This window comes from Neoroseomonas lacus, assembly GCF_014644535.1.
Taxonomy (GTDB): Bacteria; Pseudomonadota; Alphaproteobacteria; order Acetobacterales; family Acetobacteraceae; genus Neoroseomonas; species Neoroseomonas lacus.
This window is the reverse complement of sequence record NZ_BMKW01000022.1, coordinates 14674-27708: the sequence shown is the minus strand read 5'-3', so window position 1 is coordinate 27708 and position 13035 is coordinate 14674. Positions and strand designations below refer to the sequence as shown.

The 13035-nt window shown below is 65.4% G+C and carries 14 protein-coding genes; 8 read left to right on the top strand and 6 right to left on the bottom strand.

The window, feature by feature from the left end; genetic code table 11:
• Nucleotides 1-21 precede the first annotated feature (21 nt).
• Entirely contained in the window at nt 22-174 is a 153-nt protein-coding gene (locus IEY36_RS28255) for a hypothetical protein (protein WP_188973310.1), read from the bottom strand.
• Nucleotides 175-256: 82 nt separating this feature from the next.
• Here IEY36_RS28255 and IEY36_RS28250 point away from each other — a divergent pair, with 82 nt between their 5' ends.
• The gene (locus tag IEY36_RS28250; RefSeq protein WP_188973308.1) at nt 257-688 is read left to right on the top strand and encodes an Rrf2 family transcriptional regulator; all 432 of its coding nucleotides are present in this window, start codon (nt 257-259) and stop codon (nt 686-688) included.
• Nucleotides 689-715: 27 nt separating this feature from the next.
• On the opposite strand, the gene IEY36_RS30885 is transcribed toward IEY36_RS28250, so the two are convergent.
• Nucleotides 716-1210, bottom strand: coding sequence for an FAD-dependent oxidoreductase (locus IEY36_RS30885; protein ID WP_229681648.1), 495 nt, complete (start codon nt 1208-1210; stop codon nt 716-718).
• Between IEY36_RS30885 and IEY36_RS28240 the strand changes: the two genes are divergently transcribed.
• On the top strand, nt 1209-1700 hold the full coding sequence (locus IEY36_RS28240) for a cupin domain-containing protein (protein ID WP_188973306.1): 492 nt from the start codon (nt 1209-1211) through the stop codon (nt 1698-1700). The genes IEY36_RS30885 and IEY36_RS28240 overlap by 2 nt on opposite strands.
• Nucleotides 1701-1745: 45 nt before the next feature.
• On the opposite strand, the gene IEY36_RS28235 is transcribed toward IEY36_RS28240, so the two are convergent.
• Nucleotides 1746-2666 (bottom strand): AraC family transcriptional regulator, encoded by a 921-nt coding sequence (locus IEY36_RS28235; RefSeq protein ID WP_188973304.1) that lies wholly within the window; start codon nt 2664-2666, stop codon nt 1746-1748.
• An 85-nt stretch (nt 2667-2751) separates the two neighbouring features.
• Between IEY36_RS28235 and IEY36_RS28230 the strand changes: the two genes are divergently transcribed.
• On the top strand, nt 2752-3126 hold the full coding sequence (locus tag IEY36_RS28230) for a VOC family protein (protein WP_188973302.1): 375 nt from the start codon (nt 2752-2754) through the stop codon (nt 3124-3126).
• A 1308-nt stretch (nt 3127-4434) separates the two neighbouring features.
• Here IEY36_RS28230 and IEY36_RS28225 read toward each other — a convergent pair.
• Nucleotides 4435-4866, bottom strand: coding sequence for a hypothetical protein (locus IEY36_RS28225; RefSeq protein WP_188973300.1), 432 nt, complete (start codon nt 4864-4866; stop codon nt 4435-4437).
• Nucleotides 4863-5606: a DUF2786 domain-containing protein gene (locus tag IEY36_RS28220; RefSeq protein ID WP_188973298.1), complete on the bottom strand. Its 744-nt coding sequence runs from the start codon at nt 5604-5606 to the stop codon at nt 4863-4865. Before IEY36_RS28220 ends, IEY36_RS28225 begins: the two co-directional genes overlap by 4 nt.
• Nucleotides 5607-5677: 71 nt before the next feature.
• On the opposite strand from IEY36_RS28220, the gene IEY36_RS28215 reads away from it, so the two are divergent.
• Nucleotides 5678-6394, top strand: coding sequence for a glutathione S-transferase (locus tag IEY36_RS28215; protein WP_188973296.1), 717 nt, complete (start codon nt 5678-5680; stop codon nt 6392-6394).
• Nucleotides 6395-6455: 61 nt separating this feature from the next.
• On the opposite strand, the gene IEY36_RS28210 is transcribed toward IEY36_RS28215, so the two are convergent.
• Nucleotides 6456-6875, bottom strand: coding sequence for a DUF6525 family protein (locus IEY36_RS28210; RefSeq protein ID WP_188973294.1), 420 nt, complete (start codon nt 6873-6875; stop codon nt 6456-6458).
• Between the two features lie 398 nt (nt 6876-7273).
• On the opposite strand from IEY36_RS28210, the gene rsgA reads away from it, so the two are divergent.
• From rsgA to IEY36_RS28190, 4 genes are all read left to right on the top strand, one after another.
• Entirely contained in the window at nt 7274-8347 is a 1074-nt protein-coding gene (gene rsgA / locus IEY36_RS28205) for a ribosome small subunit-dependent GTPase A (RefSeq protein ID WP_188973292.1), read from the top strand.
• A gap of 1011 nt (nt 8348-9358) precedes the next feature.
• Nucleotides 9359-9910, top strand: a complete 552-nt coding sequence (locus IEY36_RS28200) for an Hsp20/alpha crystallin family protein (RefSeq protein WP_188973290.1) — start codon at nt 9359-9361, stop codon at nt 9908-9910.
• 80 nt (nt 9911-9990) lie between these two features.
• Nucleotides 9991-11613 carry a chaperonin GroEL gene (gene groL / locus IEY36_RS28195; RefSeq protein WP_188973287.1) on the top strand — a complete coding sequence of 541 codons (1623 nt, stop codon included), beginning with the start codon at nt 9991-9993 and terminating at the stop codon, nt 11611-11613.
• Nucleotides 11614-11661: 48 nt separating this feature from the next.
• Nucleotides 11662-13032: a sodium-dependent transporter gene (locus IEY36_RS28190; protein ID WP_188973285.1), complete on the top strand. Its 1371-nt coding sequence runs from the start codon at nt 11662-11664 to the stop codon at nt 13030-13032.
• Nucleotides 13033-13035 lie beyond the last annotated feature (3 nt).

Sequence of the window (13035 nt, the reverse complement as noted above, 5' to 3'; positions counted from 1 at the left end):
GCGTCGCCCCGCAACGATGGATCAGATGAAGGGCAGCACCGCCATGACGCCCACGAAGTTCCACACCAGCATGTTCACGAGGGAGCGGAGCATGGTGCGGCTGTCGGGATCGGCGACGTGGAGGGCGTCGCTGACGAGGTCGCCCGGGAGGAGGAACAGACGGAGCGGTGTCATGGGGCCCCTTAAGATCTATGTGTCGTCCATCTTATGGGCGCGCGGATCTTGAAAAGCAATATTGTATATGTATCTTTAAACCATGCGCCTGACCGTCCTGACTGACTACTCCCTCCGCATGCTGATCCATCTGGCGGTGAAGCCGGGCGGAAGGGCGACCATCGCCGAGGTGGCGACCGCCTATGGCATCTCGGAAGCGCATCTGATGAAGGTCGCGCATCTGCTGGGGCAGTCGGGCCATGTGAGCACCGTGCGCGGCCGCGGCGGCGGGCTCGCACTGGGGCGGCCCGCAACCGAGATCACGGTCGGCGACGTGGTGCGGCAGATGGAACCGGACATGGCGGTCGTCCCGTGCCTGGCAGGCGGCTCCTGCGCCATCCTGCCAGCCTGTCGCCTGAAGCGGACGATGCATGAAGCGCGCGCAGCCTTCCTCACGGTGCTGGACCGCACCAGCATCGCCGATCTTGCTCAACCCGAAGGGCAATTGCAGGAGCTGCTGGGCATCGCGGCATGAACGCGTGCAGCCGGATGGTCTCGGTGTTCATGCGGACGCCAAGGATGTCGCGGATCGGCGTTGCGATATCGGCCGGAGAGAGTGCGGCCGTAGCCACCGGCAGAGCAGCGGCTGAAAGACATGGTGGTTGCGGCGATCGATGACGACGAGATCGTTCGGCTCTCGCGCCAGCATCATCGCCTCCGTGAGCCCGGCGAAGCCTCCCCCGACAATGACGACGCGATGCCGGGCGGCCGCAGGCTGCGCGGGTGGCATGGGTTGCGCGGCGAGGGACATCGGCATGACCTCCATTTCGCGCTGCGGACGAGGTGGGCAGCGAGTTATTCGCAGCGCGTGCCGCAGCGTCACGACCTTTGACGCATCGTCCTGATGCGCGTGCGCTATTGCGCTGAAGGCACATGCATCCCGGGCATCGGCTTCGGGCCGCATCGGCATTGGATGGAGCACGGCGGCGCATCGATCCTCCGCACTGCCCGGCGCACAGGCGGGCTCCATGCAACCGAAGGAAGGAATGTCTGCCATGAGTGCTTCGACCCAGCATCGCCCCGCCTTTCGCCGTGGCGCGGCCTTCGCCGCCATCCTCGCGGCCGGCCTCGTGGGTGTCTCCGGCGCGCAGGCCGGCGAATGCCCTGCCGATCAGCGCCTTGCGGATGCGCGGCCGGCGGCGACCCATCCCGCGAATGGCGTGACCGACACGGTCATCGCATCCATCGAGCTGTCGCGCGAGCCGGCAGCGATCCAGGACCGGAAGTTCCGCATGCGTCGGCTGGTCATCCAGCCGGGTGGCACGGTGCCCTGGCACAGCCACGGCGATCGCCCGGCCCTGATCTACATCGTGGAGGGCGCGATCGTGGAGTACGCCTCGAATTGCGCGGTCCCGATCACGCATCGCGCCGGCGATGTCGCGAGCGAGACGCATGCGACCTCCCACTGGTGGCGCAACCATACCAATCGGCGCGTCGTCCTGATCTCCGCGGATCTTCTTCGCGATCCCAACGACCGGAACATGTGAGGCGGGCCGGGCAGGGAGCGCAATCGCCTCCCTGCTTCCCCGGCCTCAAGCAGGATGCCGGGGATGCGTCATGTCGGCGATGGCCCGCCCGGAAGGCGTTCGGACCACGCGACGGGGGACAGCCGCCGAAATGACGCCTGACCGCCGCCAGGCCTGCGGTGCCTGGCCGAAGGCCGCACGGAACTGAGCGTTGAAGGTCGATAGATCGCCAAAGCCGATGTCGAAGGCAATCGTCGCGACACTCTCCCGCGTGCGGCGCAGACGGAGCGCGGCGCGGCGCAGACGAAGATCGAGCAGGTAGCGATAGGGCGTGCGCCCGGTCACGCGACGGAAGCGGCGGAGGAAGTGGTAGCGGCTCATGCCCGCCTCGGCCGCCAGCGCATCGAGGCCGAGAGCCTCCTCCGCGCGCGCTTCGATGAGGCGTATGGCGCGGGCAACGCGTCGCTCATCCGCCGCGGGGCAGGGCTCGCAGCGCAGCGTCGCGCCGGCGCTGGCAGCGACGACCTGCTCGGCGACGGCCAGCGCGAGCTCCTCCATCGATGCCGCGGTGCCGGTCGATGCGGCTTCCAGCGCGACCAGGATGCGGGCGAGGGCGGGGCCGGATGGCAGCATGGGGGTGGCGAAGCGGAAGCGCGCCGTGCCGGCTGCGAAGGCCGCGATCTCCTCGAACAGCGCGGGTGCCAGCTGCACGGCGATGCAGCGGTCGCCGTGCCCATGCTCATGGCCGCATTCGTAGCAGGTGCCGGCATTGCCGAGCAGCACGGCGCCGGGGTGCAGCAGTGCGCGCCCCGATGCGGCGCGGTAGCCGAAGGTTCCGCCCACCACCAGGCCGATGCCGTAGTCCTCGTGCCGTTCCTCAAACCGCCGGTCGGATGGGCCCGCGCGGCAGACGACGTCGCTCACGCGCCAGTCCGGGCCCTGGCCGAGCAGGCGCAAGGTCAGCGGCGGGGCGGACTCGATCTCCATGGGCGGCATCATAGCAATATTCCCCAAGCCTGGCGGTGCCGCGCCGCGCAAAGTGCCCGCACCACGAGCAAGGAGATACAGAACGGTGATCAATCACCTTTCCATCGGTGTCCGTGACATCGCGCGCACGAAGCGCTTCTACGACGCGGCGCTGGCGCCGCTCGGCTACCGGTGCCTGAGCGAGGGCGAGGGCTCGCTGGGCTATGGCGCGAAGGACGTCGTGCTGTGGATCGGGCAGACGGACCACCCGGTGCCGGCCGACCCGCGGTCCGGCCTGCATGTCTGCTTCGACGCGCCGAGTCGTGCGGCGGTCGGCGCGTTCCATCGCGCTGCGCTGGCCGAGGGCGGCAAGGACAACGGTGCGCCCGGGCTGCGGCCGGATTATGGCCCGACCTACTATGCGGCCTTCGCGATCGATCCGGATGGCTACCGCATCGAGGCGTATTTCGGAGCGGCGTGACTGGACGGCCTTGGAGGCAAGCGACCCCGCGCAGGGCAGGCCACCGGCAATCCGGCCGATGGCTCCAAGAGGGGGCGGCGCGGGCGTCGCATGGGCCGAGGTCGTGCTGCGGCGGTGCGGTCAGCATGCGTTCAGAGAGGTTCGTTTCTCGGCTCCCACCGCTGCTCCAATCTTCTCTCTCACAACCTGTCTCTCCTGCGCGGTGCACTGCGCTGAGGCGCAGGTTTTGCTGGGATCGGCGCCTGGACCTTGATGGTGCGATATCGCAATAAACGCCAATTTCAGTCCGCGGAAGAGGAAAGGCTCTCCAACCTTGAGGGTGGGCTGATTTTATCATCAAGCTTAAGCCATTGAACTCAAGGAATATTTTCTAGGTGAGAGTTTCAAAATTCAGCAAACCGATCGCCCCGGCAATGTTCTTTTGATCCGAATTGTTGATCGAGCCCCAAAATTCATACGGCGTCGATTGCGTCGTATCGCCTCGCAAAATTGGTAATCATGGGCGACGAGGACCACGTCTTCGCCTGATTCAAAGACGACAAAACGGTCCGGCTGATCGGCGCGAGACGCTGACGGTTCTCCGACGCGCCGGCGTGCCCGGAAGTAGGTCCGTCGACGTTGTGCATGTGCGTTCCGGCGGCGCGGTCCTAGACAGGCAGCAACGACAGGAACCCTGTGTTCGCGCGGCGTTCTGGGACGGTGGCTTCCCGACGAAGCAGACAGCCCGCGCATCCATGCCGATCGAGCCGGCGGCTCCTGAGGTCGCCCCGCCTGTCACCCACGCCATGCCGGCCTGGGAGCCAGCGGCGGCAGAGGCGGGCGCAGCCTGCGCTGAGGAGCCCGTCGCAGCACCGCGGCACGGCCGAGGGCGGCCTCGTAAACAGTCCGCGCTGGTGCCGGTGCGTTCCGAAGCGGAGACAGCCCAAACTTGTACGGCCTCCGCTGAAGAGCCCGTCGTTCGCCGCACGCCGGGACCGGGGAGGCCGCGCATACAACGTGCCTCGAGGCCAGCGGTGGCAACGGCCGGCGCAGCGCGCACTGAGAAGCCCGTCGTTGGGCCGAGCCACGACCAAAGGCGGACTCGCAAACAGCCGGTCGGCTCGTCGACGAGACGCGTCGCCGATCCATTCAACCCCTCCGACGACGGCGCGAACTGCATGCGCTGCGGCTATGCGGTCGAGCCGGCGCGGGAGAAGCGCGGGCTGATGACGTGTGCGGTGTGCGCGTAAGCAGAGCGCACGGCCCCGCTCCAGTCAGATAAGGCCGAATTCGGAATGACCGCATTGCGGTCGCGACGCATGACACGACTCAGTTCGGATCCAGGAACGATGGCGTGGCCTCCGGATTCCATTTGATTGCAGCGGCTGCCAGCGTTTCGGCCAGCATCTCTTGATCCAGCCGGCAATGTCGCACCAGAAGCCGAACATAGATCCCAACAAAGTCGGGACCGTGACCCGCACCGGAGCCCTCAGCCGTGCTGGTCATCGCATGCGCGATCTCGTGCAGCAGTATCCACGTCGGAAGGCTCGCAGGCGCCTCGATCGCCAAGCGGCTGCCGGTCGCGAGTGTCACTTTGGTCGCTTTGCGTGGCCGGACGCGTGGCGGCCATCGCAGACCTTCCGCCGTCCAGACATGGTCCACGATCCCCTGCATGTGATTGAACGTCACCACGGAGCGGTCCAGCGGCGCGATGACCCGGTTCTCCCACGCGTAGAGCCGCTCGTCCCGCGCGCTGGTCATCGCTGTCGGCCAGGCAGGGATGGCGTACCGGCGGCACCGCGAAGGGGCCTCTCGAGGCTCACGCGGCCACCGGCTTCCATGCCCCGCCGATAGGCATCCCCGTCCCGTACGGTTCGACTCGTGTAGCTTGTCCGCAGACGGATCCCGATTTCACGAAAGCCGTCTGCGATCAGTTGCTCCTTCACTAGGACCAGCGCCGTGCCCGTCGAGGTCGGCGTTCTGGCGGCTTCTTCGGAAGCCCGGCGATGGGCCGCGAGCTCCTCGATGCGTTTCGACACACGTTCGGCAAAACCATAGCGGAAGCTTCGGAGCCGATTCTGTGGCGTAGCGCGGCTGCGCTGATATGCGGCGCTGGCGCGATACGCGGCCTCCTCGTGGTCGACCGTGCCCGACACGATATGCATCAGGTATTCCGCCATCAACACGTCAGGTTCGAGCCCATAGAAGACAAAGGTCGTGCGCCCGACCATCCAGCCTTTGGTCTCGGCCAGATCGATGACCGACAGGAAGATGCCGGAAAGTGCCTGGAGGCGAGGCCCGGTGAACACGACCTCGCGCTGGATGCAGATCTCCTGTCGCAGCTCCACCTCGGTCATGGTGAGGCCATAGACCTCGAGCAGTTCGCCGATCTTCTGTGCGGCAGCGAGCGCCTCCGCCTCCGAACAGCCGCGATCCACAGTGCGGGCCGCCAGAGCGCGGATGCGACCCTTCACCTTCTCCAGCTCAGTCTGTTGGCTCACAACACCTCGCCTTGTTCTCCCGCAATGAATATGAATGTCCCAACTGACAGTCCTGTTCGAGGAGGTGCTCCATGGCTGCCTACGAACTGTTCTACTGGCCTGGCCTGCAGGGCCGCGGCGAATTTGTCCGGCTCGCGTTCGAGGAAGCGGGCGTCGCCTACCGCGATGTTGCCAAGGATGGGTCGGTTGCCGAGGTCGCCGACGGGTTCGGTAACGTGGACCTTGCTACGCCTCCCTTCGCGCCGCCTTTCCTGAAGCATGGCAAGCGGGTCATCGGCCAGACCGCCGCGATCCTTCTCTACCTCGGCGACCGGCACGGTCTGGCGCCGAAGGCTGAGACGGGTCGGCTCTGGACCCATCAATTGCAGCTCACCATCGGCGACGTCGTGACCGAGGCGCATGACACCCACCATCCGATTGCCTCTCGCCTCTATTATGAGGACCAGATGCCCGAAGCGAAGCGGCGCGCAGAGGATTTCTGCCGCCAACGGATGCCCAAGTTCCTGGGCTGGTTTGAGACGGTGCTTGAGCGGAACGCCAACGGGAGGGGCCATCTGGTCGGCGCCCGCGTGACCTATGCCGAACTTTCGCTTTTCCAGCTGGTCGCCGGGCTGAGCTACGCATTTCCGAAGGCGTCCCGGCGGGTTCTGCAAAAGACCTCGAGGGTGGCTGCGCTCGCGGAGGCGGTCGCCGCGCGCCCGCGTATTGCCGCTTACCTCGCTAGCGAACGACGCATCCCGTTTAATGAGCTTGGGATCTTTAGGCGTTATCCGGAACTTGACCTGTAGGGGGCACGACCCATCAGCTATCGCCGGGATGGCTGGGTGCCGCGTCGCAGTTGGCCCTCGATCAGCGCCGGACGCGCCGGCCTGCCTTCCGCTTGCCCGGTGCCTTTGACCGCTTTCCCTTCGGGGCGACGTGAATCGGCACGGCTGCGGGGATGCCGTCCGTCCCAACATAACGTTGGAGCGTCGCGCTGGCCGCGAGGTGCGGATAGGCGTTCGGGCCGTTCGGCCATGTTCTCGCGAAGGCGGCGACTTCTGCATGATCGTGACTGCGAATGGTCTGGACGAGGAGGGACGTCGCCTGGGCCGGCCGTAACCGCAGTTGGCGCAGCAGGTGAATGTGCCATTCACGAGCACGCAGGGGGCACCAGTCAACCAAGGCTTCCTGCAGGGCTTGGCGCACCTCGGCGGGCAATTCCTCATAGGCCCGGTAGGAATCGCCCTTCAGCTTGCTGTAGGGCTTGGTTGCCATGCTGTTGTCCATTGCTGGCTTCTAACGAAGGGAAGACCTTCCGGAAACCGTAGCGCCAGCCGTCTGATGCACAGCACCTATGCCACCTCGTCGGACGATGGCGCGGTTCCGCCCTCATGGCTGGTCGTGCCCGAAGTGGAATGGCGGCTTTCCGGCTGCCGCCGGCGCAAAGCAGCCTATCGCCTATTCGGGGATGGGGTCACCGGTGATTGTGCCCCCTCGACCGACGGGGTTATTGTTGATCGGGGCGACGCTGATCCCCTGGCAAGGCATGGCGGCGCGCTATCGTCGGTGCATCACCCCACACTTCGCGCCGTGCTGGGCCGATCATCTTCCGGGGGTAAAGCCCAAATGGGCGGCTTGCCGCAAGGTCGGTGCTAGACTGCCCATCCCATATGAAAGTGCCGGTCTTGATCGAACAATATGGCTGGTCCGATGCGCTGCGGCTGGCGTTCGAGCCGCATGCGCGAGCCGGCTACATCCCTGGGCGCATCATCGTCCAGCAGCGTCTGGCGAACCTTGTGGCCACGGATGTCGGCACCCTGAGCGCCAAGCTCTCCGGACGCATGCGTCACGAGGCTCGGGAGGCGGGCCATCCGGCCGCCGGCGACTGGGTGGCTTTGTCTGCGAACGTCGACGAAGGTTCAGCCACCATCCATGCCGTCCTGCCTCGCCGCACGGCGTTCGTGCGCAGGGCGGCCGACAGCGTGCAGACACTGCAGGTTGTCGCCGCCAACATCGACGTCGTTTTCGTCGTCACCTCGATGAACGCTGACCTCAATCCGCGTCGGCTTGAGCGTTTCCTCGCGGCTGCCTGGCAGAGCGGTGCGCGGCCGGTGGTGGTACTGACCAAGGCCGACCTGTGCGAACAGCCTGAGACCCAGGCCGCGGAAATCGCAACCCTGGCGGCGGGCTGCCCGGTGCTCGTCGTTTCGGTGCGCCAGGGTCTCGGCCTGGGCGGCTTGATGGATCACATCAAGCCGGGCGAGACCTGTGTGCTGATCGGCTCATCGGGCGTTGGCAAATCCACGCTGGTGAATGCCCTGCTGGGCGAGGAGCGGATGGCAACCCAGGACATCCGCGCGGCAGATGCCCGGGGGCGTCACACTACCAGCCATCGCCAACTCGTGCTGCTGCCTGGCGGAGGGCTGCTCCTCGACACGCCCGGCATCCGCGAAGTGGGCCTGGTTGACGCCGATGAAGGTCTCAGCACGGTCTTCGACGACATAGAACAGCTGGCCCGGAATTGCCGGTTTCGCGACTGCGGGCACAATACCGAACCCGGCTGTGCCGTGCGCGGCGCGCTGGACGCGGGCCTCCTCGACGCCGACCGCTGGGCGCATTTCCAGAAGTTGAGCCTGGAGCTGGCGGCGTTGGGGTTGACGAAGGACCGGATGGCGCAGGAGGTCGAACGCCGTCGCCTGGCTGCGCTGCAGAAAGCGTATCGGTCGACGAAGAAGGATCTGCGAGACCCGGCCTCCTGAACTCTGTCGGCAACTGAGGCGCACGAGCGCGACCGAGCAGCTGAATGGGTGCGCCCTGATCCTGCCAATGTCCGCTTCCTGGTGAGCTTACCCAGCCACATCAGGTTCGAGACGCCACCAAGCGATGCGGTCGGATTTGGCCGGAAGTTGCCTGTCCGCTCATCTACTGCTGGCTCGGAAAGCGGACGCCTAACGACCATTCGTTTCCGCCGCACCCGTCATGGTAAGCACCCGGTTATTGCGGCCGCCGCTAGACCTCTTGGCGCGACCTACTGCTTGCAATGGATTGAGAGACCTCGCGGGCGCTTTCCAGGAAACGCACCACGATGGGCCTTGGTGTGCGGTGTCTCAGGGTCACCGCCATTATCTGCCAGATTCGCGATGGCACATCCACAGGTAGGATCTTGAGCCGGGGGGGCGTGAAGCAGCAGGACCGACCACGGAAACGTGGTGATGCAGTTGCTCGTTGCCGCCATGCTGGCGCGCAGGTGCATGGACAGAGTCTTCATGTGGAGCCTGGGCGGTTGCCCGCATCGGCGTAGCCCCGCAATCGCTGAACGTCTCGCGCCCAGGAACACGAGGATTGGAGCGATGCAATCACCACCGACGCTCGGCGATCTTCACACTCTGCTCCAGTCGAGCCTATTGAACCTGCCGAGCCATCGCTGGAGAGCCTGGCCATCGCGCTACGGGTCATCGCTGAGCGCGTCGGCATGTCCAAGGCAGAGGCCGAGACGTTGGTCCGGTCGCCGCGCTCGCCCGTCACACCGGATCGTGGCTGATGACCCTATCTTGAAGCCGCGGCACCGTGCCTGCGCGCCTGGCCCGAGCACCCCTCAACTCTCCCGGCGACGGCAATCACGGGGATGTGTGAACCTACATCTCGCATCTTGATCTCTCTCAAGGCCGCCTTCTCTGATCTTCAGCAAAAAGCAATCGGGGTCTGTCGGTGATGCACTCCGCACTTCCAAGCGAGACGGGGACCCGACAAACACGGAAGGACCTCTACCGATGCCCGAAGTGAAGACTCAGGCACCCGCAAAGATGGGGGAAAATCCCGCCGCCGTTGCCCCCTCGGAAAGCAGTTGGCCTGCAGGCATTTGGCAGCCCCGCGCTGCGCTGCGGGCCGAGATGGACCGCGACTTCGAGGCATTCTGGCAAAGCTTCGGCGGGGCCAGGCCGGCTCCTCTTCAATGGCCGTGGCGCTTTGACACCGCCCTCGGATCGGCAATGCCTGCTGCTGATGCGCTGAAGAACGAGAAGGACTTCCGTATCGTCGCCGAACTGCCGGGCTTGAGTGCTGACAACATTGACATCGGCATCTCGGATGACCTGCTCACCGTGAAAGGCGAGAAGGCGGACGAGCGGGAGGAGAAGGCAAACAACAACCGCGTCTCCGAGCGCCGTTTCGGAGCCTTCAAGCGCAGTTTCCAGCTTCCGCGCGGCGTTGATGCTGAGAAGGTGGTAGCAAAATTCAACAAAGGTGTGCTGACCATCACAATGCCCAAGAGCGCCGAGGCAGCATCCCGGCAGAAGAAGATCGAGATCACATCGGGCAGCTGAAGGAACGCTCGTCTGTACCGCTTGCGCGGCTGAGGGGGCGCTGAACCCATCGTGTCGCGCACCCTGAATGAGGGATTGCCATGGGCCATAGACAGGTTCTGTTCCGCTCGGCGGCGCGCGAAAAGATCCTGCGTGGTGCCACGCAGCTCGCCGATGCGGTACGCATCACCTTGGGACCGCGGTCGAAATCCGTTCTCATCCAGAAGAAGTGGGGGGCGCCGATCGTCTGCAACGACGGCGTTACCATCGCTAAGGAACTCGACCTGAAGGACCCCGAGGAAAATCTCGGAGTCCAGATGCTGCGCCAGGCGGCCGAGAAGACCGGCGACGTCGTCGGCGACGGCACCAGCACCGCCACGGTGCTGGCTCATGCGATCCTGGCAGATGGCATGCGCAACGTCGCCGCCGGGGCAAGCGCAGTGGATCTGAAGAAGGGCCTCGACAAGGCCGCGCATGCTGTCGTGGCAACGCTGCAGGGGCTGTCGCGGCCGGTCCGCACACGGGCCGAACGCGCGCAAGTGGCGACCATCTCCGCACACAACGACCTGACCGTCGGCGAACTCGTTGCCGATGCCATGGAACGCATCGGCTCGGAAGGCGTCATCACGGTGGAGGAGGCGAAGACCACCGAGACGGTGCTCGATGTGGTCGAAGGCATGCAGTTTGATCGGGGCTACGTCTCTCCCTACTTCGTCACTAACGCTGAGAAGATGGAGGCTGAACTCGAAGACGCTTACGTCCTGGTGACGGATCGCAAAGTCAGCGTGGTGAAGGATCTGATCCCGGTCCTCGAACAACTCCTGAAGGCGGGCCGTCCGCTGCTTGTTGTCGCCGAGGATGTCGAGGGTGAGGCGCTCGCCACCATGATCCTGAACAACATCCGCGGGGCCCTGCGGTCCTGCGCGGTGAAGTCGCCGGGCTTTGGCGATCGTCGCAAAGCCATGCTGCAGGATATCGCGGTCCTCACGGGTGGCGAAGTGGTCTCCGAGGAACTCGGGCTCAAGCTCGAGACGGTCGCCCTGGCTCAACTCGGACGGGCGCGCCGTGTCGTTGTTGATAAGGACACGACCACCATCGTGGGCGGAGCGGGGGAGCACGGCCAGATCGAGGCGCGCATCGACCAGATCCGACGTGAAATCGAGAGGAGCACGAGCGACTACGACAAGGAGAAGCTGCAGGAGCGTGTCGCCAAGCTCGCCGGCGGTGTTGCCGTGGTTCGTGTCGGCGCGCCGTCGGAAGCCGAGATGAAGGCACGCAAGGAAGCCCTCGACGATGCCATCAGCGCCACGAAGGCCGCAGTAGCCGAAGGCATCGTCCCCGGTGGCGGCCTGGCGCTGCTTCGCTGCGTAGCGGCAGTGGCGCAATTGGAGGCGGAAACCGAAGGTGACGAGCGCACCGGCGTGCAGATCCTCAAGCGCGCCCTCGAGGCCCCGGCCCGCCAGATCGCCGAAAATTCCGGCGTCGATGGCGGGGTTGCCGTGGCCCGAATGCTGGAAGGTGCGGCCAACTTCGGGCTTGATGCCTCACGCAAAGCCTATGTCGACCTCGTGGAGGCGGGGATCGTCGACCCAACCAAGGTGGTGCGGGTCGCGCTTGAGAATGCGGTGTCCGTCGCGAGCGTGTTGCTGTTGACGGAAGCGACAATGACGGAACTGCCAGAGGAATCGAAGGCGGCGAGCTCGCAACCCGAGATGGCATTGTGATCCAGCGCCCGCTGATGCCGCAATGCGGGCGCCGAACTCGTATCCACCGTGCAAGAAGATAGCCGGGACCGCTGGTCGAGCCATCGCGGGTTCATTCTCGCGACCATCGGCTCGGCCGTCGGGTTGGGCTCGATCTGGAAGTTCCCATACGAGGTCGGCCGGAATGGAGGGGGCGGATTCCTGCTGTTCTATACGCTCGGGCTAGCCCTCGTCGTGCTGCCTTTGATGCTTGCGGAACTGCTGATCGGCCGCCGGAGCCGTGCCGACCTTCCATCGGGCATGGCGTCCCTCGCGCAATCGACGGGTCGGAATCCACGCTGGGGATGGGTCGGCGTCTTCGCCATCGCCACCGGGTTCGTCATCCTCAGCTACTATGCGGTCATCGGCTGCCTGACCATCGCCTATGCGGAACGCGCGGTGCTGCGCGGCTTCGCCGGCATCGACCCAGGGGCGGCGGTGGCACTGTTCGCTGCCATCACCGGCGACCCGATCGCCTTCGCCGCCTATCATGCGGCCTTCGTGTCCGCGACCGCCAGTGTGGTGGCGCGCGGCATCACCGGCGGCATCGAGGCAGCCTGCAGGGTTCTCATGCCCTTACTGATGCTGCTGATGGTCGCCCTCGCAGTCTACGCGAGCGTGGTTGGCGACGTTGGCCGCGCCGCCGAGTTCATGCTGGTGCCACGGCTCGAATCCCTTACGCCGCGTGTCGCACTCGAAGCGCTGGGACTCGGGTTCTTTTCGATCGGCGCTGGCCTTGGCGTCATGGCGACCTATGCGGCGCATGCGGCGCGCGATACGCCTCTGGGTCTCGTCACTGTTGTTACCATCCTTGGTGACACGGCCATCTCACTGCTGGCGGGCTTTGCAGTGATGCCGCTTGTCTTCGCACAGGGGCTCGACCCATCGGCCGGCGCGAGCCTGATGTTCCTCAGCCTGCCGGTTGCCTTTGGTGGCCTGCCGGTGGGAGACCTAGTTGGGCTGACGTTCTTCGTTGCACTCTTTGCGGCCGCACTGGCGTCGGCGATCTCGTTGTTCGAACTGGCGGTCGCACCACTCGTGAAGTACGGGCGGCTGACGCGTGGTCAGGCCTGCCTCATTCTTGGCGTCGCCTGTTGGGCCGCCGGACTGCCGAGCCTGCTATCCTTCAATCTCTGGTCCGATGCGCGTCCCCTCGCCCCGATCATCGGCTTCGAGGCATCCGGGATCTTCGATGCGCTGGATCGCGTCGCCTCGGATCTGATGCTGCCGGTCAGTGGCTTCCTGCTCGCCGTCTTCGGCGGTCGCGTGCTGAGTCGCGCCGTATTTGCCGAGGAACTCGGCTGGTCGACCGCAGCTGTCGGGGGCATTCGGCTGCTCCTGCGCTGGATCGCACCGAGCCTCATTGCGATGTTTCTCGTGCTGGGGATATTGTCGGCATGACCG